Below are 20,725 nucleotides of genomic sequence, written 5' to 3'. Positions count from 1 at the left end.
CGGAAAGGTGGCAGGATTATAGCAAAACGGCGCGCCGCCTACAGCTGGCCAGCCTGATTTGCGGACGTGCTTTTCTAATATAAGGGAAAACCGTTTGAAAATGCTGTTGCCGGTTCGGGCGAATCCGCTTCGCCATCGGCTGGGGTGAGCCTGCCTTGTTTCCCGCCTGCACAGAAATAAAGATGGGGTAGTAAGGCATAAGATAGGTTTTCAGGTAGCCTTTTCAGACGGCCTCCCCCGCCCCTTCCCTCTTCAACAGCCACGCGGAGAGCAGCACGTTCAGCCCCACGCCGAGCGATACGGTGATGCCGAAGGCGGCGACGGCGGGGGTGGTGCTGATGGCGAGCAGCAGGAAGGAGATGGCGGTGGTGAGGGCGGCGAGGAGGATGCCGCCGAGTTTGGCGGCGGGGGTTTCGCGGGCGGTGAGGGCGTAGACGGCGTAGTCCGCGCCCACGGCGGCCACCAAGAGCAGGCCGAACATGGCGAATAGGCCGATGGGCAGGCCGAGCCAGCCGAGCAGGCCGACGGTGGCGGCGGCGGAAATCAGCGGTACGGCGAGGATGAGGCTGCCGCGCCGTGCGCCGAAGATGCGCCACAGCACGAGCCAGGCCAGGGCGAAGGAGGCGAGTTTGAGCCAGGCGGCGTGGTTGCGGGTGTGGCGGAAGAGTTCGTTCAGCCGGGCGCGTTTGTCCACCAGGCGGGCGCAGGTTCGGCCTTGATTGCACGGCAGGGCGGCGAGCGCGGTTTGCACGGCGGCGGCATCGTTCAAACCCTGCACGCGCACGAGGGCGGCTTCCTGCCCGCCGATGTTGCCCAGATACAGGCTGCGCCAGGCTTCGGCCATCTGCGGGCGCAGGGCTTGCGCGAGGGACACGGGCGGCTGTTCGGCGGCTTGGTGCAGGGCAGTTTGGATGGTGTCGGGATGCAGGCCGAGCTGGAGCATGGGGTCGGCGGCGGGGGAAGGCTGCGCGGCGAGGCGTTGCAACTGCTGGCGCAGGGCTTGTTGTTCGTCGGCGGGCAGCAGCCATTGGTTGAGCGACTGCACGCCGCCGAGACCGCCTTTGCCGACCAATGGCCGCAGGGCGGTTTCCACTTGCGCGCTGCGGCGCAAGAGTTCGTCTGCATCATCGGCCTGCACGAGGATGCTGCGGCCGCCGCTGTCGCTGCCGCTGATGTCGGCCACTTGGCGCATTTCGGCGATACGCTGCGGGGAAAGTGCCGCCCAATCGCGGATGTCGTCGCGCCAATCGGTTTTCAGGTAGCCTGCGGCGGCCAGCGGCAACAGCGGGACAAGCAGCCAGTGCAACCGTGCGGTGGCGAGCTTGTGCATGGCGGCGGCAAACCAGGCGGCGCGGGGGCGGTAGCCGCGAAACAGCGGCGGCAGCAGGAGCACGGTGGCGGCAAATGCGCCCGTGAGCGCGGCCACGGAAAACACGGCGGTTTGGCGCAGCACGGGCAGCGGCGTGAAGGCGAGCAGCAGATAGCCCGTGGCGGTGATGCCCAGCCCGGCCAAGAAGGCGGGCAAAACGCGGCGCATGGCGGGCGCGGCCTGCCAGTGGGGCGAAAACACCGAGGGCGTGAGCCAGTGCAGCGGAAAGTCCACCAGCATCCCGACCAAACTCGTGCCGATGACCACGGCGAGGATGTGCATCTGCCCAAACACGGCCACCACCGCCGCCGCGCCCAGCAGCATACCCGCGCCCAGCGGCAAGGCCAGCGCAAACACGCGCGGGCTGCGGAACACGGCCAGCAGCAGGGCGAAGGTGAGCGACAGGCCGACGGCGGACATCAGCCCGCTTTCGCGCTCCGACTGCACTTTGGCTTCGGCGGCAAACAACGCGCCGCCCGCCGCCAACAGGCGGTAGCCGCCGCGTTCGGCTTGGGCGCGGGAATCGGCCAGAAGCGGCAGCAGGCGTTCGGCTTGGTCGGCAGCCGCTTTTTCAGGTAGCCTCGCGCGCAGCCACACCCAAGTGAGGCCGTCCTGCTCGCTATACAGCATGCCGTTGCCGCTGTGCCATTGCAGGCGGCTGGCGGGCTGTTTTTGCTGTACGAAGCGGGCGAAGCCGAGCCAGTCGTCTTCCAGCGGCACGATTTGCGCGGCAAACGGGTTGGCCGCGTCTTCAGCGCGTTGCTGGAAATAGGCTGTGGGGTCGTGCAACAGAAGCTGCTGCTGTTCGCGCGGCAGGGCGTTTGCGCCGAGACTGCGGATGTCTTGCCGCAGTTGCGCCAAATCGGGATCCAGACGGCTGTCCACCGCTGCGAACAGGCCGCTTTGCTGCCACGCGGCGGCCACCTGCTCGGCGGCGGCGAAGGCGCGGTCGGCATCGCTGCTGCCCACCAGGAGCAGGATTTGGCCGTTGAGCTGTTTCTCGCCTGCTTCGTCGGCCGCGCGCCACACTTCGTCCACCTGCGCGTCGGCGGGCAACAGCGCGGTGAGGTCGGTTTGCAGGCGGCCACCCTGCGCTATCCCCCAGCCCAGCCACGCGGCGGCAAAGGCCAGCAGCAGGGCATACAGCCACGCGAGCCTAGTCATGCAGCGCCACCCTGCCCGAGGCGCAAGGCGTGTCGCCCTGCGCGATGGCGAAATGGATTTTGTTTTTCGCCGCATCGTGGCGCAGCGTGAGCCGCACCGTGTCGTGCGGGCGCACAAAGTGTTGGTATTTCAGGTTTTCCATCTGCTTCACTTGTTTCCTGCCCCAGTCGAAACGCGCCGCCAAATCCATCGCCCACTGGATTTCGATCACGCCGGGCACCAGCGGGAAATCGGCAAAATGGCCGCCGAACCAGGCCAAATCCAGCGGCACAACGCCTTCAAACGCATATTCGCGCGCCTCGTCGTTTTGCGACACCAAAACCCACTGCGGCGCGGTTTGCGGCACGGTAAAGGCCGTCTGAAAATCCTGTTCGCGGATTTTCGCCTGCGGGTTGCGCGGCAGTTCGGCGGCAAACCGCCAATAGCGCGGCAATGCGGCGGTGTCCTGCGTTTTGGCCAGATGCCGCTTCAGGCTTTGCGCCACGGCGGCACGGCCCTGTTCGCGCAATGCGGCGATGCCCGCTTCGTTCAAGGCCGTCCACGCCGCAATCCGGCCGTGCTGCGGGTGGCGGGCGCAATGCGCGTCGGCAACCCAAGCGTGCGCCAGCAGGTCGTGCTCCAACTGCGCCAGCGACACGCGCTTGTCTTCCAGCTTGATGATGCGGTCTTGGCGGCCGAGCAGCTCTAGCCGCCGCCCGTGCAGCCGCACTGCATCGGCGGTTTGCTGCACCCCGCCGCTCCACGGTGAGGCTACCTGAAAACGATTTTGCTCATCCACGGCGGCTTCCACTTCGGGCAACAGTTCCCATTCCCCGCCCTGCCGCAGCGCAATCACGCCGGTTTCCGTGCTGCCGTACACATCGTGCGGCGCAAAGCCCAGCTTCTCTTGCAGCAGTGCGGCGGTCGCTTCGGGCAGCAGCCCGCCCGCGCTGACGATGCCGCACACCCGCCCGCGCAGCCGCGCCCAATCGCGCCCTTCGCCCAAACGGTTTAGCAGCGCGGGGCTGGCAATCCACAGGCATTCGCGGCGCGAATCGGCCAGCAGCAGCTCGGGATACACGCACTGCCGCCGCCCGATGGCCCAGCCCGCCGCCAGCGGTACGAACACGCGGAAAGTCAGCCCGTACAAATGCTGCGGGCTGACGCTGCCCACGGCGGAGAGGCCGCGCCAGTTTTCAGGTAGCCTCTGCGCCACCGCCGCCGCTTCCGCCAGCATCTGCGCGCGCGTTTTCACAATGGTTTTCGCCTCGCCCGAAGAGCCGGAGGTTTTCAGATACAGCACGTTTTCATGCGGCCATGCAAACGCTTCCGAAGGCGCAGCCGCCTGCTCCGCCGCTTCGTCGTACAGCCAGAGGCCGTCTGAAACCTCGGGCACGTCGCTCAGCCACACCGCGCCCCGCGCCTCCGCCCAGCGGCGGTTTTCCTCGGCCAGATTGGGCGGCAGATACACCTCCGCCCCCGCCAGCCACGCGGCCAGCAGCGCGGAGGCAAACCGCGCCGCATCATCGAACCACAGCGCGGCGGCCTGAATATTGTGCGCGCGCAAACGCGCGGCCAAAGAGAGCGTGGCGGCGGAAAACTGCGCGGCTGTCCAATTGTCGGCCAGCGGGGAATCGGGAGAACGGTTGAGCAGGGAGAGGATGGGCATGGCGTCGGGTTTGGGTTTGGTTGGATGGGCGGGCGGCGTTGCTGTACCGCCATCGGTTCGGGCTACCTGAAAAACAAAACGGCAGAGCATCAATGCCCGATATGTTCAGCCGCGCATTATAAAACAGCCGGGCATCAATGCCCGAGCTGCGGCTCACGTTTTAGCGAAATCCGCTTTGCGCGTTTCAACTTCGTTGCAGCTGCGCTTTACAGGTAGCCTCCATCTGGAGCGGCAGAAGGCTACCTGAAAATTTTCGCTTCGCAGAAACCCAGCCTTGCTTGGCAAGATATCATTTTCAGGTAGCCTGTTGCGGGAGGCTACCTGAAAATTTGTTTGCCCGTTTGGGCTGCGGGGTGGAAACTCTGCTCACACGGTTTGTGAATATTTGGCGACGGTGTCGCGGTGGCGCAGGTGGTGGTCGAACACCATGGCGATGTTGCGGATGAGGAAGCGGCCTTTGGGGGTAACGCGCAAGCCGGCGTTGTTTAGCTCGACCAGGCCTTTGGCGGCAAGCTGGGCCAGGTCGGCAAGCTCGGCGGCGAAATATTGGGCGAAGGGCTGGCGGCATTCGGCTTCGTAATCAGCAAAATTGAGGCCGAAGCGGCACATAAGATCTTGGATCAGGCGGCGGCGCAGCAGGTCGTCATCATTGAGGCTGTAGCCGCGGAAAACGGGCAGGCGGCCGGCGTCGAGGTCGGCGTAGTAGTCGTCGAGATGGCGCTGGTTTTGGCTGTAGATGCGGCCGATTTTGCCGATGGAGGAGAGGCCGACGGCGATAAGGTCGCAGTCGGCATGGGTGGAATAGCCTTGGAAGTTGCGTTGCAGGCGGCCTTCGCGCAGGGCGACGGCGAGCTCGTCTTGCGGTTTGGCGAAGTGATCCATGCCGATGAAAACGTAGCCTTCGCTGCCCAGCCGCTGAACGATTTGCTGGAGCATGTCGAGCTTGGTGTTGCTGTCGGGCACGGCGTTGGTGTCGATGCGGCGCTGCGGCTTGAAGATGTGCGGCAGGTGGGCATAGTGGTACACGGCGAGGCGGTCGGGGGCAAGGGCGAGCACTTTATCCAGCGTTTGCTGCATGGTGGCGGGGGTTTGGTGCGGCAGGCCGTAAATCAAATCGACGCTCACGGATTGGAAACCGGCTTCGCGGGCGGCATCAATCACGATGCGGGTTTCTTCTTCGCTCTGGATGCGGTTTACCGCCTGCTGCACTTGCGGGTCGAAATCCTGTATGCCCACGCTCATGCGGTTGAATCCGAGCGAGCCGAGGAACAATACGGTTTGGCGGCTCACTTTGCGCGGGTCGATTTCGATGGAGTATTCGCCTTGGGGCGTCAGGGTGAAGTGGCGGCGGATGGTGTCGAATACGAAATCGAGCTGGGCGTCGGAGAGGAAGGTGGGGGTGCCGCCGCCGAAGTGGAGCTGGGCCAGCTCGGGCTTGCCTTGCAGGAGTTCGGCCTGCAGGGCGAATTCTTTTTTCAGGTAGCCTAGGTATTGGTCGGCGCGGCTGGTGTCTTTGGTGATGATTTTGTTGCAGCCGCAGTAGTAGCAGATGGTGTTGCAGAAGGGGATGTGGATGTAGAGCGAGAGCGGGCCGGGGGCGCGCTGTTGCACGGCTTGGGCGTAGTCGGCGGCGGTGAAGCCGGCATGGAAGCGGTCGGCGGTGGGGTAGGAGGTGTAGCGCGGGCCGTTGGCGGGCAGCGAGGCAATAAGCTTGCGGTCGAAGATGATTTCTTGGCTGTGGCTGGTGTTCATGGGTATGTTATTTTTGGTAATTTTGTAGTGTATGCTTTGGCGGGGAAATCGGGTACAATACAAGCCGTTCGGCGGCCTGCCTGTGCCGATTCGCCGCAGCGGCGAGTATAAACGATAATTGCTGCAACCGGCTGGAATTTAGCCGTTTGCCGAGGGTAAAGATGATGCAGCCGCCTTTAGTTTGAAAGCCAGCACACACATGAAAGTATTGCATAGCGCCACAACCTGTTCCCGATGCGTTTTCAAGGAACTGTGCCATCCCGCCCCGTCGATGGCGGCGGAGGTGGGGCGGATTGATGCCGTCGTTAAACGCAGCCGCCGCCTGAAAAAGGGCGATTTCCTGTTTCACAACGGCGACGAATTCGCTTCGCTGTATGTGATCCGTACCGGTTTCCTGAAAACGGTGATTGCCAGCCAAGACGGGCGCGATCAGGTAACCGGTTTTTTCATGTCGGGCGAATTGGTGGGCATGGACGGCATGTGCAACCAAATGCACCACTGCGACGCGGTGGCGCTGGAAGACACCGAAGTGTGCGAGCTGCCCTACCGCAATATGGAAGAATTGTGCCTGGCCGTGCCCCAATTGCAACTGCATTTCTACCGCTTGTTTAGCGAAGAAATCGTGCGCGACCAAAACGTGATGTTGCTGTTGGGCAATATGCGCGCCGAAGAGCGGCTGGCAGCCTTCCTGCTCAACCTCTCGCAGCGCCTGAAAAAACGCGGCCTGGCGGCCAATGATTTCATCCTGCGCATGTCGCGCGAGGAAATCGGCAGCTATCTGGGGCTGAAGCTGGAAACGGTGAGCCGCACTTTGTCGAAATTCAGCCAGGAGGGCATCATCGAAGTGGAATACAAACACATCCGCCTGATCAAACCCGAACGGCTCAAGCAGCTGGCCTCCGGCCTGCAAACGATAACGGCCTAGCGACAGCGGAAGCGCTTATTTCCCCAGCCGTAAAGGCTACCTGAAAAAGAAGGCTACCTGAAAAAGGTAGCCTCACTATTTTGAGCGCCTGCTGCCTTGTATAATGCCCCATATTCGGCGGCACCGCCGCCCTCCCCTTTCCCATCCGGCCATCCACCATGAAAATCCTAATATTAGGCAGCGGTCAAGTCGGCACCGCCGTGGCGCAGAATCTGGTTGAAATCCCCAACCACGACGTAACCGTTATCGACAACGACCCCGACGCCCTGCGCAACATCGGCGGCAAGCTCGACGTGCAAACCCTGCTCGGCAACGGCTCCTCCCCCGCCGTGATGGCCGAAGGCGGCGCCTACGACACCGACCTGCTGCTCGCCCTCACTCGCCACGACGAAACCAACCTCGCCGCCTGCAAGCTCGCCGCCAGCTTGTTCAACATTCCCAACCGCATCGCCCGCGTGCGCCTTTCCGACTATCTCGAATACACCGGCCGCGAAGGAGAAGACGAGCCCGTGAGCCGCGGCACGCTCGATTTGTTCGACGTGAGCGAATCCATCTGCCCCGAGCAACTGGTTACCGAGCGGCTGGCCGACCTGCTCTGCCACCCCAGCGCCCTGCAAGTACTCACCTTCGCCGAAGACAAAGTGCGCATGCTGGTGGTGCGCGCGCAAAGCGGCGGGCGGCTCCTGGGCAAGCCCATCCACGTCATCCACGAACACCTGCCCGAAGGCACCAACTGCCAAATCTGCGCCGTATACCGCAACAACAAGCTCATCATGCCCACGCCGCAAACCGTGATTCAGCAAGACGACGAAGTGTTTGTGGCCGCGCCCACCTCGCAGGTGGCCGAAGTGCTGCGCGAACTGCGCCCGAAACAGCAGCCCACGCGGCGCGTGATGATTGCCGGCGGCGGCCAGATCGGCTTCCGCCTCAGCCGCCAGCTCGAGCAGCATTTCGACGTGAAAATCATCGAAAACAACGAAAAACGTGCCGAATGGCTGTCGGAAAACCTCAACAGCGCGCTGGTGCTGCACGGCTCGGCAGTAGACGAAGGCCTGCTCGAAGGCGAATACATCGACGAAATCGACGTGTTTTGCGCGCTCACCAACGACGACGAAAACAACATCATGGCCGGCATGCTGGCCAAAAGCCTCGGCGCCAAACGCGTGATCGCCATCGTCAACCGCTCCAGCTACGTGGACCTGCTGCAAGGCAACACCATCGACATCGTGGTGTCGCCCCATTTGGTCACCATCGGTTCGATTCTGGCGCACATCCGGCGCGGCGACGTGGAAGCGGTACACCCCTTGCGCGGCGGCAGCTCGGAAGCCATCGAAATCATCGCCCACGGCGACCGCGACACCTCCAAGCTGGTGGGCAGGCGCGTGCGCTCGGTGCGCTGGCCCAGCGGCTGCCACGTGGCGGCCGTGGTGCGCGGCAAGGAAGTGTTTATGGGGCACCAAGACGTGGAGCTGGCCGACGGCGACCACATCATCCTTTTCGTGGCGCGACGCCGCGTGGTGAGCGAGTTGGAAAAACTGATTCAGGTGCGCATCGGCTTTTTCGGCTGAGGCCGGAAGCTTTGGGAAAGGCTACCTGAAAAATAATCGATCAATTTTCAGGTAGCCTGACAGGCAAAAACAGCAGCTTAACGGGCTGCTGTTTGCTTTGGGCGCGCGATTTGCCGTGGCTCAGGCTTCCGGCGCGGCGGAGACTTTGGCCCAGGTTTCCAGAATCAGCTCGGGTCGGTTGCTTTGGAGCAATTTGGCATCGGAGAGCATCTGGCGCCACAGGCGGGCGTTGGGGCGGCCGTGCAACAGGCCGAGGTAGTGGCGCAGCATGTGGCGGACGGAGAGCCCGGGGTCGGCGGCGAGCATGCGCTGCATGTAGCGGTAGAGCGCGGGAATCAGGGTGTCGAAATCGGTTTCAGGTAGCCTTTCGCCGTAAAACAACCTGTCCCACGCTTGCATGAGCATGGGGTTGTGGTAGGCCTCGCGCCCGATCATCACGCCGTCTACGTGCCGCAGGTGTTCGGCGATTTCGGCGTTGGTTTTGATGCCGCCGTTGATGATGATTTCCAGCTCGGGGAAGTCTTGCTTGAGGCGGTAAACGTAGTCGTATTTCAGCGGCGGCACGTCGCGGTTTTCTTTGGGCGAAAGGCCTTCCAGCCAGGCGTTGCGGGCGTGGACGATGTAGGTGCGGCAGGCGGTTTGCCCGGCGAGGGTGCCGACGAAATCGCGCACGGTGTGATAGTCGGTCTGGCGGTCGATGCCGATGCGGTGCTTGATGGTGACGGCGCAGTCGGGCGCGGCATCCTGCATGGCGTTGAGGCAGTCGGCCACCAAGCCGACTTCGTTCATCAGGCAGGCACCGAACGCGCCTTTCTGCACGCGCGGGCTGGGGCAGCCGCAGTTGAGGTTGATTTCGTCGTAGCCGTATTGCGCGGCTTTTTTGGCGGCTCGGGCCAAATCGGCGGGGTGGCTGCCGCCCAGTTGCAGCGACACCGGGTTTTCACCCTCGTCTTTGCCGAGAAAGCGTTCGGCATCGCCGTGGATGATGGCGCCGGCATGAATCATTTCGGTGTAGAGCCAGGCATGGCGGCTGATTTGGCGGGCGAGGTAGCGGTAATGCCTGTCCGTCCAATCCAGCATGGGGGCAACGGAAAGGCGGCGGGCGGGGAGGGAGGCGGTGGCGGGCATGATGGTTTGGCCGAATGCGGATAGAGAAAAAGCCTAAACGGGATGTTTAGGCTTTCTGGAATTTGGTGGGTCGTGAGCGATTCGAACGCTCGACCAACGGATTAAAAGTCCGCTGCTCTACCGACTGAGCTAACGACCCTTTGGCTCCCCGAGCTGGGCTCGAACCAGCGACCTGCGGATTAACAGTCCGTCGCTCTACCGACTGAGCTATCGGGGAAAGGAAGACGCGCATTTTAGGGATGGGCGCGGGAGTTGTCAATAAAAATTTTGCCGAAAGTGGTAAAAAAAATCGCACCGCCACACGAATATCCTAGAAAATTCTTTTAATACATATGTTTGTATTTTTCAGCATTTGCAGGCGCGCTTGAGAGGCTATCTGAAAATTCTGCTTCCAGCAGCTGGCCGGATTTTTCAGGTAGCCTTTTTGCCCTTGCCGGCTTTGGGGGTCAGGTGCAGAGCCAGCGGGGCGAGCAGCTCGAGCACGATGTTGGCAAACAGGGGGCTCTCGATGGGCTCGTCATCGTTGCGGCTGAACACTTGGGCGACTTCGCGGTCTTGGTTTTGGCCGGAGTAATTGTAGCCATCACGGTATTTGCTGCGGGCAGCTTTGAGGGCTGCTTCAGGTAGCCTGCCGGCGGTAAGGTCGTCGGCGGTGCAGGCTTGGGCGGCGGCAAGCGAGGTGCGGGGGAAGAAGGGCAGCGGCTGCCGTTGGCCGAGGGCGTAGTAGTCGAGCCAGCGGCCGAGCAGCTCGGCGGCTTCGTTGCCCGGCAGCGGGGGCAGGGTTTGCGGGCTGGCGGGGCAAACGAGGTGGGTGGCCTGCGGCTGGGGGGCGACAGCGCAATAAACGAGGTGTTGCAGCCAGAGCTCGATGGTGTCGGGGGCGTTGAGGTCTTGGGCGCGGTAGAAGATTTGGCCGTGTTGGTGCAGGTGGCTGAGGCTGCCGGCGAGCACGATGCCGCGGTGCACAAAACGGAAGGGGAAGTCGGGCCGGCGGGGGCTGGTGAGCAGGGCGGAATCGAGCTGTTTGACGGCGGTGCGCTCCGGCTCTTGCAGCAACTGGCCAAGCAGGCCGGCGGGCAGCAGGCTTTCGGCGCGCAGTCGCGCTTCGGTGTGGGCGAAGTTTTCGTGATGTCGGCGGGCGTCGAGGTAGTGTTGTTTGACGGCGGCGGGGTCGGCGATGGCGTAGGGCTCGGCGGAGTCGGCGGGGGCTTCGGCATAGGGGCGCCGCCATTGCAGGGCGTGGCGCAGCCAATAGCGCACGGGGTTTTTCCAGAAATAGAGGAAGCTGCCGAGCGGGATTGCGGCGGGGGATTCGGCAGCGGGCGGGGTATCGCCGATAAAGGGGGGCGGCTCTGTGGGGGGCTGGTTGAGGGCTTGGGCGTAGTCTTGACGGGTGCTGGAAAGGCTACCTGAAAAATCGGCCTGCCCGGCATGGGGGCTACCTGAAAAATAGCGGGCAGAGAAGGCTTGCAGGGGGTGTTGGCGGATGTGGGCGGCGGCGAAGTCGGCGCTGCTTTGGCCGGTCATTTGGGCAAGGGTGTCCACCAGCTCGCTCAACAGCGGGGAGGGAGCTTGGGCTTCGTCTTTGTGGTAGTCGCGGCCGATGTAGGAGAGGTAGAGCTCGCGGCGGGCGCTGATGAGGGATTCGAGGAAGAGGTAGCGGTCGTCGTCGCGGCGGGAACGGTCGCCGGCCTGGGGATGGCGGGCGATGAGGTCGAAGGCGGGGGCTTTGGTTTGGCGGGGGAACTTGCCGTCGTTGAGGCCGAGCAGGCAGAGGGTGGGGAACGGCAGGCTGCGCATGGGCACCATGCTGCAAAAGGTGATGCCGCCGCGCAAAAAGCCAGCTTCGCTGCTTTGGTCGAGGAAGAGGCGCAGGTGTTCGCAGGCGGTGTCGGGCGGGAGCGGGGCGCGGTAGCCGGCCAGCTCGGCTTCGGCTTGCCAGTCGGCCAGCGCCTGCATGATTTGCTGGTGGGCGGCCTGGTCGGCTTCGGCGGAGGCATCGCCGGTGGCGTCGGCCAGGAGGCTGCGGAAGCGCTCGATCCAGCCGGCCACATCGGCGGGGTTTTGCCATTGGCGGTGGTGGGCGCGCAGGTGGTGCAGCAGGACGAACCAGGCGGCTTGAGCGGGCTGCTGCGCCAAATCGGCGGCATAGGGGTGCACGCCCTGCCACAGTTCGCCCCGGCCGGCGGGCAGCAGCCAGCCGAGCACGCTGCGCTCTTCGCCCTGCTGCCAGGTGAAGGCTTGGCCGCTGCCGCCGTATTGGGCGCGCATGGCGGCATCGGCGCCCCAGCGGATGTTGAGCTCGGCGCTGCTGTGGCGCAGGAAGTCGGCATCGTCGGCGCCGATTTGCCATTGGCGGCGCACGGTGTCGTGGTCGAGCAGGGGCGGCAGGCGTTCGGTTTCGAAACGGCTCTGCATGAGGGCAATGAGCTGCTCGGCCAGGAGCATGAGGGGCTGGCTGCGGCTGAGGCGCACGTCGGCAATGTTGTAGGGCAAGGCGCGGCTGCCGGGGGCGGCTTCGCCGAAGACAGCTTGGATGAAGGGCAGGTAGTCTTCGATGGCGGGGGTGAGCACGGCGATGTGGTGCGGCTGCAAATCGGGCTGTTCGGCTAGGCGGCGCAGGAGGTGGTCTTTGAGGATTTGCAGCTCGCGCAGGGGGCTGTGGGCGGCTTGGATGGTGATGCTGCCGTCTGCGGGATTGCCACCGGCTTCGGGCATTTTTTCAGGTAGCCTCAAGAGCTGGATGTCGGTTTGCAGGCGTTGCAGCAGGCTGGGGGATTCGGGCGGGGCGGGATAAAGCTCGATTTCTGCCACGGGGCGGCTGCTGGCGGCAAGGTGGTCGAAGAAGTCGCGGCCCTGCTTGCCCAGCGAGGCGAGCAGGGGGTGGCCGGCTTCGGCGGCGGCGGGGTGGGGGCGCTTGGCCAGGCGCTTGGGGCTGGGCAGGTCGCCCCAGTATTGCTGGCTGGGATTGACGGCGAAGAGGTGGATTTCGGTGTGTTCGGCCAGAGCTTCGAGCAGGTCGAGATACACGGGGGCGAGGGTGGAGATGCCGAAGGCGAGGTAGCGTTGCGGCAGGCTTTCGGCTCGGAGGGCGGCGAGCAGCTGCTGATGCTGGGCGGCGCGGTGGGCGGCAGGGCTTTGCGCGGCGAGGATGCGCCACAATTCGGCCTGCCAGGCTTCGTCGCTGCCCAAATCGTTGAGGCGGCCGCGTTCCCATTGGTCGAGCCATTGCGGGCGATACACGAGGTATTGGTCGAATACGTCGGCCAGGCGGCCGGCGAGGTGGTAGGCGGCGGTGGGACTGCTGTTCAGGTAGCCCTGCAACACGGGCGGCAGCGCGGCGGCATGCTCTCCGGCGGGATCAAGCAGGGGCAGCAGGCGCCAGCGCAACACTTCGGGGGCGAAGGGGTTCAGCCGGGGGGCGTGCGGCAGGAAACGGCGGGTGAGCTGCCAGCTAAGGGCGGCGGGCAGGCTGAACTTGAGGTTGGCGGCGATGCCGCTGCGTTCGGCCAAATAGTGATTGAGATAGCGGCGCATGCCCTGGCTCTGCACGATGATTTCTTCGGGCGCGAAGGCGGAGGCAGGCGGGCTGGTCTGCATTAGGGCAACGGCGGTTTCGGCGAGGAATTCGAGGCGGTTGGATTGGTAGAGGTGGAGCATGGCTGGCCGCTGGAGGAAAAGGAGGATGGCGGCATTATAGCGAAACGGGCGGGGGCTTTCAGGTAGCCTAATCAAGCAATAGGGCAAAAAGGATAAAGGCTACCTGAAAATTGGTTTTCAGGTAGCCTTCCGTGTATTCAGGGCGTATTTAGCGGCGGCAGGGGGCGCGGCGCAGGCTGGAATAGCGGCCGATCACGCTGCTGATGCCGGCGGCGGCGTTGTCGTCCACATTCATGAAGGTTACCTGCATTTTGGATTCGCCCAATTCGGCGGATTGCTCGCCGCCGCCGGAGCCGGTGCGGGCGATTTGCGGGTTCAGCCCGGCTTGGCGCGCTTTCACGGCGGTTTGCTCGGCCTGGCGCTCGTTGACAAAGGAACCCAGGCTCATGCGGCCGCCGGATACGCTGGCGCCGCGGAAGCCCTGCGCGCGCAGCTTGGCAGTGAATTCCTGCACGTCGCCTTCGATGGCCACGCTCACCTGGTAGCGTTCGCCGCCGCGCTGGGCACGGCCGCCGTCGCGGCGGCGCTCGACCACGCGGGTGGCGGCGTGCGGCCAACGGGCGAGCAAGCCTTTGATGCGGTGGTAGTCGTCTTCGGGCAAGAGCGCGGTGGCGGTGCAGGCGGTGCTGGGGGCGCGGATGCCGCTTTCGGGCGTGGGCTTGGGTTGGCCTTCGGCGGGTTTGCTTTGGGCAGGGGCGTTGCCGCGGGCGGGCGAGGCGCTCTGGCGCGGGCGGGCGGCATCCACCGGCAATACGGGCACGCCCTGCTGCGCCTGCTGCGGCGCGGTGCTTTGAGCGGGCGCGGCATGCACCACCACGGTGGTGGGCTGCTGCGGCTGTTGCTGCACCACGGGCGCAGGCTGCGGCTGCGCCATGCGCGTAACCAGCATGCCGCCGAAAACGATGATGTTTAACGCCACCAGAATGGCAAACAGCCACTTCATGTTTGTACAGCCCAGTTGAGTAATCCGTGAAGCACGAGATTATCCACAATTTGAATGGGGTTGTCCAAAGCAAATTTTTCAGGTAGCCCCTGTTTGATTTTGGCCGCGCCGCCGCCGGTGATGATCACGGCGGTGGGCGCGTCGGGCTGTTTCTGCCGCAAACGTTCGTGCATCAGCATCACCGCGCCGCACACGGCATCGATCATGCCGCCGGCCATGGCATTGGCGGTGGTGGTGCCGAAGGGGTAGGGTCGGCCGGCGGGGCGGTTGAGGTTGGCGGTGTGTTGCGCCATGGCTTCCTTCATCAGGTTGAAGCCGGGCATGATGTTGCCGCCCAAATAGTGGTTGTCGGCGGTGAGCGCGTCGATGGTGACGGCCGTGCCGCAGCTCACCACCACGCAGGCATGCGGCGTGAAGAGGCGGCTGCCGAGGATATTGAACCAGCGGTCGGCACCATGCTCGCTCACGCGGCGGTAGTGGTTGCGGATGCCCAAGGCCTGCGGCATGGAGCCCAGCCATTCGGGCTCGCGGCCGAGCTGCTCGGCCACGGCCTGCTGCTTGGCCGCGCCGCACACCGCCGAGCCGATGATGCGCACGTTTTCCCCGCTGTGCTGGCGCCAGCTGTGGGTAAAGGGCTCCAAGTTCCAATAAGAAGTTTTGTCCACCGCCACCATGCGGCCGTGCTCCACCCAGGCCCATTTGAGCTTGCTGTTGCCGGCATCCAGCAGCAGCATTTTGCTGTCGGCAGGCTTCGCCGCGGGCGCGGTGTGGCCGTGCAGCGGGCGCAGGCTGATTTCGCCGCTCACGATGCTGTGCTCCACGCCGTCGGCATCGAGGATGTGCAGCGCGCCGCTGTTGTCCACGCCCAGCGCGGTGCCTTGCAGCAGGGTTTGCCCGTCGCGTAGCAGGCGCACCGGCTGGTTTTGGTCGCGGTGGCAGGCGTGGTAGTCGGCAAGGAAGGGGGCGAGGCCTTCGCGGTCAAACTGTTCGAAGGCGACAGCCAAATCGGGCAGCAGGCGCTCGGTGAGGCGGGCAACGCTGGCATGCGGCGCGCTGCCCTGCACGGCTTCGGCAGCTTCCACCGCCTTGGGCTGCACAAAATTGATGCCGATGCCCACCACGATGGCGGTTTGGCTGTTGCGGCGGGCGGTTTCGGTGAGGATGCCGCCGAGCTTTTCGCCGCCGATCACCAAATCGTTCGGCCACTTAATCTGCGCCGGCACGCCCAAACCGCGCAGGGCACGGCAGCACACCAGCGCGGCCACGAGCGTGAGCCCGCCCAATTCGGCCTGCGCGCGGGCAAAACGCCAACCGGCGCTAAACATCAGGCATTCGCCGATTCGGCTCTGCCAGCTGCGCCCCTGCCGGCCGCGGCCTTGGGTTTGGTGGTGGACAAACACAATGCGGCGGTGGATGTCGGCGCCCTGCTCTTTGGCCTGGGCGATGAGGTAGCTGTTGCTGGAAGGGTGTTCGGGCAACAGCTCGGCCTGCCAGCCGGCGGCCTGCGCCTGCTGCCGCAACAGGGCTTCGTCCAAAATCGCCAGGGGGCGCACCAGCCGCCAGCGGCCATCTTGCTGGCGCAGAAGGCCGCGGATGTGCGGCGGCATCTGCTGCCAGAGGGCGTTGAGCTGCGGCGGCTTGAGACCGATGCGGCGCGCCAGCTCGGTAACATGGTGCGCCTGGCCGTCGGCGAGGGCGGCGAGGAGCTGCCAGTGGATTTCCTGCATCATGCGGCGGGCTCCGAGGCGCGGATTTTGGCCAGGGTTTGGGTGGTGGAGGTTTGGTGCAGGAAGGGGATGGAATACACTTGGCCGCCGCGCGCGAGGGTTTCGGCGGCGCCGACGATGTTTTCAGGTAGCCAGTCGCCGCCCTTCACCAGAATGTCGGGCCGAACTTGCTCAATCAGCGCGGCGGGGGTGTCGCTGTCGAACCAGGTAACCACATCCACGCTCGCGAGCGCGGCGGCCACGGCGGCACGGTTGGCCAGCGGGTTGATGGGGCGGTCGCTGCCTTTGCCCTGTCGGCGCACGGAATCGTCGGTGTTCAGCGCGAGCACCAGTGCGGCGCCGAGGGTGCGGGCCTGGGCGAGGTAGCTTACGTGGCCGCGGTGCAGGATGTCGAAGCAGCCGTTGGTGAACACCAGCGGGCGCGGCAGTTCGGCAAGCCTTTCGGCCAAGGCTTCGGGCGGGCAGATTTTGCGTTCGAAATCGGGGGTGGGCCAGGCAGTCATGGCGCTCTCTTCGGGGTAATTAAAGCGCGGATGATACCATTTCTGCGCGCGGGCTTGGTGTTGGGCGAGCGGGAATTGCCGTATAATCCGCAAGATGTTTTTCAGGTAGCCTCCGGCGCGCCTGAGCCGGCATACAGGCTACCTGAAAAATCTTTGTCCACATTCCAACCCCACATCATGATCCGTTTCGAACAAGTTTCCAAAACCTACCCCGGCGGCTTCCGCGCCCTGCAAAACGTGAGCTTCAAAATCAGCAAGGGCGAGATGATTTTCGTGGCCGGGCATTCCGGCGCCGGCAAATCCACCGTGCTCAAGCTGATTGCCGGCATCACCAAGCCCACTTCCGGCAAAGTGTGGATGAACAGCCAAGACCTCGGCACGCTCAACGACAGCCGCTTAGGCTACCTGCGCCAGCACATCGGGCTGGTGTTTCAAGACCACAAAATCCTGTTCGACCGCAACGTGCTGCAAAACGTGCTGCTGCCGCTGCGCATCATCGGCTACGACCGCAAAACCGCCGACAAGCGCGCCCGCATCGCCATCGAGAAAGTCGGCCTGGGCGGGCGCGAGCTGGCCGACCCCATCACCCTTTCCGGCGGCGAGCAGCAGCGCTTGTGCATTGCCCGCGCCGTGGTGCACCAGCCCGGCCTCTTGATTGCCGACGAGCCCTCCGCCAACCTCGACCGCGCCTACGCGCTCGACATCATGGAGCTCTTCAAAACCTTCCACGAAGCCGGCACCACCGTGATTGTGGCCGCGCACGACGAAACCCTGATGGCCGACTACGGCCACCGCATTTTGCGTTTGCAGGAAGGCAGGTTTGCCGCATGAAACACTATCTCTCGCTGCATTTCGAAGCCGCCGCCCAAGCCTTCGCCCGCCTTTTGCGCCAGCCCTTGGGCACATTGCTGGTGCTGCTGATGCTGGCCGCCGCCATGACCCTGCCGCTGATGCTGTACCTCGGCGTGCAAAGCAGCACGCAGGTGCTCGGCCGGCTCAACCAAGCCCCGCAGATGACTATCTACCTCGCGCCCGAAGCGGGCGAGGGCGACGTGGCCGCCATCCGCGCCAAGTTGGCGGAAGACAGCCGCATCGCCACCGCCGAATACGTGAGCAAGCAGCAGGGCATGGCCGAGCTGCAACAGGCCTTCGACGGGCAGGATTTGGTGTCGATGCTGGACGGCAACCCGCTGCCAGATGCCTTTGTGGTCACGCCCAAAGCGGGCGCCACGCCGCAGGAGCAAACCGCGCTGCGCACCGATTTGGCGGCGCTGCCCAAGGCCGAGAGCGTGCAGATGGACGCCGAATGGATGCAGACGCTGTTTCAAATCAATGAATTCGTGCACCGGATTTTCTATTTCCTGGTGTGCACGCTGGGCGCGGCGCTGGTGTTGGTGGCGTATAACACCAGCCGCCTGCAAATCCTCAGCCGGCGCGAGGAAATCGAAATCACCAAGCTTTTGGGTGCGCCCGCTTCGTTTATCCGCCGGCCTTTCCTCTATCAGGCGCTGTGGCAGGGCGTGCTGTCTTCCGCCCTGAGCCTGCTCTTGTGCGGCTGGCTGATGCGCAGCGCCCGCCCGCTGGCCGACCAGATTTTCCGCCCCTACGGCCTGAATTTGGATTGGCGCTTCTTCCACGGCTGGGAGATGGCGGTGATTGTGGCGGTGGTGTGCGGGCTGGGCATGGCCGGCGCGTGGCTGGCCGGCAGCCGGCATTTGCAGGAGTTTAAGGCCAGAAGCCGCTAGGCGCTGCGGGCAAGACAAAGGCTACCTAAAAATGGCAGAAGCGTTTTCAGGTAGCCTTTGCTTTGCTGGCTCCACACCGGCAGAGGGGGCAAGCTCGGTATAGTGGATTAACAAAAAACGGGACAAGGCGGCGAGCCGAAGACAGTACAGGTAGTACGGCAAGGCGAGCTAACGCAGTAGCGTTTTTTGTTAATTCACTATAAATTTGTGTGGAATGTTCCGCGCAGCCTCAAAAGGCTACCTGAAAAAGTTGGCGCAAAGAATCAGGCTACCTGAAACGGAAAATCGGTTTTCAGGTAGCCTTTTTGCATCAAGCGCCGAGCTGTTATAATCGCCGCCCCTTTTTCAGGTAGCCCTCCGCCCGCCCACACGCACAAGGAAGCCCATGTTCAAACGCAAACCACAGCACATCCTGCCCGAAGCCCTGTTCCAAGCCGCCGCCCAAGGCGACGCGCTGGGCATGATGCAGGCTGCGGTGGTGTGGCTGCGGCAGGGCGGCGCAGCGGGCGCACCCGTGCGTTTCCGCATGCTGTGCCGCCATTTGCAGCAAGATACGGCCGCCTGCCAAACCGTTACCAACCTGCTGTGCCGCTGGCTCTCCAGCGTGCGCATTTATCCCACGCTCATCACCATCGGCATTTTCTCCCGCTCCGGCTTCGGCCACGAATTCCGCCACCGCCTCTACGAGCGGCTCAACCCGGCCTATAAAGACCGCCACGACCTGCGCGACGTGCTCGCCATGCTGTTTCACGGCCGCCACGACGCCGAATGGCTCGCCGCCATCCCCCTGCCCTGCTGGCTGCGCCTCCTGGCCTTGATGCGCCGCCACACCGACCCCGCCGTGTCCGACACCTGCGGCCGCCACCTGCGCAACGAAAGCCTGTATGCCGTGGAAATGCTCTCGGTGTGGGTGGCCGCCGAAGACCTCGACCCCGACCTCATCCGCCTCGAGCCCAAGCTGCTGGATGTGGATTCGCCCTTCGTGGGGCTGATGCGCGAAGTGTCCGACTGGCTGGCGCACTACCGCCAAACCCCCTTCGCCGGCATGAAACCCGAGCTGGGCGAATGGTTTGACCACAGCGCGGAACACCAGCCGCCCGCCTACGACGACAGCCACCTCAAAGTGATGATGAGCCAAAGCCGCAAGCTCATCGACCGCCTGCAACGCAAAGGCACCGGCGCCGGTGCCGGCTCCTCCATGCACGTGGCACACCTCCTGGAGCGACTCAAACAAACGCTCAACCGCATGGAGCAGCTGATGGCGCTGTTTACCGCCCGCAGCTACCTGCAATGCATGCTGCGCACCCTGCTGCTCTCGCGCGACATCGCCGTGGCCGTGGTGGCGCAGCGGCGGATTGCCCCGCTGTGGCGCGGCAGCGTGAAAATGCTCGCCCGCAGCATCAGCCAAAATTCCAGCCGCCACGGCGAGCACTACATCACGCGCAACCGCAGCGAATACTGGGGCATGCTGCGCTCCGCAGCCGGCGGCGGCGTGCTCATCGCCCTGATGGCGCTGCTCAAAATCCACATCGGCAGCCTGGTGCAGGATCACTTCTGGCACGCCGTGCTGGTGAGCCTGAACTATGGCATCGGCTTCGTGCTGATCCACATGCTGCATTTCACCGTGGCCACCAAACAGCCCGCCATGACCGCCGCCAGCTTCGCCCAAGCCGTAGAGCGCAGCAGCAGCGGCCGCGCCGTGAGCCAGAAGCTGGCGCAATTGCTGATCGACGTGGTGCGCTCGCAGGGCGTGGCCGTGTTTGGCAACGTGCTGGTGGCCGTGCTGCTGGCCTGCCTCATCAGCTGGGGTTTCGCCCACCGCTTCGGCGCGCCGCTGCTGGATGAAGCCACCACCGCCTACCAGCTCAAATCCATGGCCGTGTTCACCACGCCCGCGCTCCTGTTTGCCGCCATTGCCGGCGTGTGGCTGTTTTGCTCCGGCATCATCGCCGGCTTCTTCGACAACCGCGCCGACTATCTCAACCTCAAAATGCGCCTGCGCGAACACCCCCTGCTCAAGCGCATCTTGCCCGCCGCCTGGCGGCAAAAGCTGGCCGACTACATCCACAACCACTACGGCGCCATGATGGGCAACTTCTGCTTCGGCTGGCTCCTGGGCATGACCGGCTACCTCGGCCACCTCACCGGCCTGCCGCTCGACATCCGCCACGTGGCCTTCTCCTCCGCCAACTTGGGCTACGCCGCCGTGAGCGGCCACATCGGCCCCTTCTCCTTCGCCGCCAACCTGCTGATGGTGCTGATGATTGGTGCGGTAAACCTGCTGGTGAGCTTCTCCATCACCCTGTGGGTGGCGCTGCGCTCGCGCGACGCCGTGGTGGACGACCCGCGGCAAATCGTCGGCAGCACCGTCGCGCTGGTGAAGCAGAAGCCCAAAAGCCTGTTCTTTCCCCCGCCCGACGCGCCCGAAGCCGACGCCGAGAAAAAGCCTGCCGCGCCCGGCAAATAACGGGCTTCCCGCACACGATCGAGGCTACCTGAAATGTGCCGCGGCATTTTTAACTTCGTTGAAGCTCACGTTTTCAGGTAGCCTTTTCAGTCAAACGAACGGGGCAGGCGGCTCATCTGCGTTGAG

The 20,725-nt window shown here is 64.1% G+C and carries 13 protein-coding genes and 2 tRNA genes; 5 read left to right on the top strand and 10 right to left on the bottom strand.

The genetic code is table 11. The features are described from left to right. Nucleotides 1-223: 223 nt before the first annotated feature. The 3 genes from A7P95_RS02830 to hemN form a co-directional block, all read right to left on the bottom strand. Complete coding sequence (locus A7P95_RS02830) at nucleotides 224-2,533, bottom strand: MMPL family transporter (RefSeq protein ID WP_067590847.1); 2,310 nt, start codon at nucleotides 2,531-2,533, stop codon at nucleotides 224-226. After that, nucleotides 2,526-4,181, bottom strand: a complete 1,656-nt coding sequence (locus tag A7P95_RS02825) for an ApeI family dehydratase (protein WP_067590844.1) — start codon at nucleotides 4,179-4,181, stop codon at nucleotides 2,526-2,528. The genes A7P95_RS02830 and A7P95_RS02825 overlap by 8 nt, the downstream gene beginning before the upstream one ends. 366 nt (nucleotides 4,182-4,547) lie before the next feature. Next, entirely contained in the window at nucleotides 4,548-5,933 is a 1,386-nt protein-coding gene (gene hemN, locus A7P95_RS02820; protein WP_067590841.1) for an oxygen-independent coproporphyrinogen III oxidase, read from the bottom strand. Between the two features lie 199 nt (nucleotides 5,934-6,132). On the opposite strand from hemN, the gene fnr reads away from it, so the two are divergent. Together fnr and trkA are read left to right on the top strand one after the other, a co-directional pair. Continuing rightward, nucleotides 6,133-6,858 carry a fumarate/nitrate reduction transcriptional regulator Fnr gene (fnr, locus tag A7P95_RS02815; RefSeq protein ID WP_067590838.1) on the top strand — a complete coding sequence of 242 codons (726 nt, stop codon included), beginning with the start codon at nucleotides 6,133-6,135 and terminating at the stop codon, nucleotides 6,856-6,858. A 158-nt stretch (nucleotides 6,859-7,016) separates the two neighbouring features. Further along, nucleotides 7,017-8,426: a Trk system potassium transporter TrkA gene (gene trkA, locus A7P95_RS02810; RefSeq protein ID WP_067590834.1), complete on the top strand. Its 1,410-nt coding sequence runs from the start codon at nucleotides 7,017-7,019 to the stop codon at nucleotides 8,424-8,426. A 120-nt stretch (nucleotides 8,427-8,546) separates the two neighbouring features. Here trkA and dusA read toward each other — a convergent pair whose 3' ends face one another. From dusA to A7P95_RS02775, 7 genes are all read right to left on the bottom strand, one after another. Beyond that, a complete protein-coding gene (dusA, locus tag A7P95_RS02805) occupies nucleotides 8,547-9,554 on the bottom strand; it encodes a tRNA dihydrouridine(20/20a) synthase DusA (RefSeq protein ID WP_067590830.1) in 1,008 nt (335 codons plus the stop codon). 63 nt (nucleotides 9,555-9,617) lie between these two features. Further along, nucleotides 9,618-9,693, bottom strand: a tRNA-Lys gene (locus A7P95_RS02800). Nucleotides 9,694-9,695: 2 nt separating this feature from the next. Then, nucleotides 9,696-9,771 (bottom strand) — tRNA-Asn (locus A7P95_RS02795). A gap of 194 nt (nucleotides 9,772-9,965) precedes the next feature. Beyond that, on the bottom strand, nucleotides 9,966-13,214 hold the full coding sequence (recC, locus tag A7P95_RS02790) for an exodeoxyribonuclease V subunit gamma (RefSeq protein WP_067590827.1): 3,249 nt from the start codon (nucleotides 13,212-13,214) through the stop codon (nucleotides 9,966-9,968). Between the two features lie 148 nt (nucleotides 13,215-13,362). Continuing rightward, entirely contained in the window at nucleotides 13,363-14,157 is a 795-nt protein-coding gene (locus A7P95_RS02785) for a cell division protein (RefSeq protein WP_067590824.1), read from the bottom strand. Then, complete coding sequence (locus A7P95_RS02780; protein ID WP_156503477.1) at nucleotides 14,154-15,887, bottom strand: biotin--[acetyl-CoA-carboxylase] ligase; 1,734 nt, start codon at nucleotides 15,885-15,887, stop codon at nucleotides 14,154-14,156. The genes A7P95_RS02785 and A7P95_RS02780 overlap by 4 nt, the downstream gene beginning before the upstream one ends. Then, nucleotides 15,884-16,387 (bottom strand): adenylyltransferase/cytidyltransferase family protein, encoded by a 504-nt coding sequence (locus A7P95_RS02775; protein WP_067591134.1) that lies wholly within the window; start codon nucleotides 16,385-16,387, stop codon nucleotides 15,884-15,886. The genes A7P95_RS02780 and A7P95_RS02775 overlap by 4 nt, the downstream gene beginning before the upstream one ends. A 177-nt stretch (nucleotides 16,388-16,564) precedes the next feature. On the opposite strand from A7P95_RS02775, the gene A7P95_RS02770 reads away from it, so the two are divergent. From A7P95_RS02770 to A7P95_RS02760, 3 genes are all read left to right on the top strand, one after another. Continuing rightward, nucleotides 16,565-17,218, top strand: coding sequence for a cell division ATP-binding protein FtsE (locus A7P95_RS02770; RefSeq protein ID WP_067590821.1), 654 nt, complete (start codon nucleotides 16,565-16,567; stop codon nucleotides 17,216-17,218). Further along, nucleotides 17,215-18,132, top strand: coding sequence for a permease-like cell division protein FtsX (gene ftsX / locus A7P95_RS02765; protein ID WP_067590818.1), 918 nt, complete (start codon nucleotides 17,215-17,217; stop codon nucleotides 18,130-18,132). The genes A7P95_RS02770 and ftsX overlap by 4 nt, the downstream gene beginning before the upstream one ends. 385 nt (nucleotides 18,133-18,517) lie before the next feature. After that, nucleotides 18,518-20,599: a site-specific recombinase gene (locus tag A7P95_RS02760; protein WP_067590815.1), complete on the top strand. Its 2,082-nt coding sequence runs from the start codon at nucleotides 18,518-18,520 to the stop codon at nucleotides 20,597-20,599. Nucleotides 20,600-20,725: the final 126 nt, after the last annotated feature.

Source organism: Eikenella longinqua (genome assembly GCF_001648355.1).
Classification (GTDB): Bacteria; Pseudomonadota; Gammaproteobacteria; order Burkholderiales; family Neisseriaceae; genus Eikenella; species Eikenella longinqua.
The sequence above is the reverse complement of the archived record's forward strand: the minus strand, read 5'-3'. Positions and strand labels throughout refer to the sequence as shown.

Coding starts and splice junctions, on each gene's coding strand:
- hemN (WP_067590841.1), bottom strand. CDS start 5,933: ATGAACACCAGCCACAGCCAAGAAATCATCTTCGACCGCAAGCTTATT.
- A7P95_RS02785 (WP_067590824.1), bottom strand. CDS start 14,157: ATGAAGTGGCTGTTTGCCATTCTGGTGGCGTTAAACATCATCGTTTTC.
- fnr (WP_067590838.1), top strand. CDS start 6,133: ATGAAAGTATTGCATAGCGCCACAACCTGTTCCCGATGCGTTTTCAAG.
- ftsX (WP_067590818.1), top strand. CDS start 17,215: ATGAAACACTATCTCTCGCTGCATTTCGAAGCCGCCGCCCAAGCCTTC.
- A7P95_RS02760 (WP_067590815.1), top strand. CDS start 18,518: ATGTTCAAACGCAAACCACAGCACATCCTGCCCGAAGCCCTGTTCCAA.
- recC (WP_067590827.1), bottom strand. CDS start 13,214: ATGCTCCACCTCTACCAATCCAACCGCCTCGAATTCCTCGCCGAAACC.
- A7P95_RS02780 (WP_156503477.1), bottom strand. CDS start 15,887: ATGATGCAGGAAATCCACTGGCAGCTCCTCGCCGCCCTCGCCGACGGC.
- trkA (WP_067590834.1), top strand. CDS start 7,017: ATGAAAATCCTAATATTAGGCAGCGGTCAAGTCGGCACCGCCGTGGCG.
- A7P95_RS02830 (WP_067590847.1), bottom strand. CDS start 2,533: ATGACTAGGCTCGCGTGGCTGTATGCCCTGCTGCTGGCCTTTGCCGCC.
- A7P95_RS02775 (WP_067591134.1), bottom strand. CDS start 16,387: ATGACTGCCTGGCCCACCCCCGATTTCGAACGCAAAATCTGCCCGCCC.
- A7P95_RS02770 (WP_067590821.1), top strand. CDS start 16,565: ATGATCCGTTTCGAACAAGTTTCCAAAACCTACCCCGGCGGCTTCCGC.
- A7P95_RS02825 (WP_067590844.1), bottom strand. CDS start 4,181: ATGCCCATCCTCTCCCTGCTCAACCGTTCTCCCGATTCCCCGCTGGCC.
- dusA (WP_067590830.1), bottom strand. CDS start 9,554: ATGCCCGCCACCGCCTCCCTCCCCGCCCGCCGCCTTTCCGTTGCCCCC.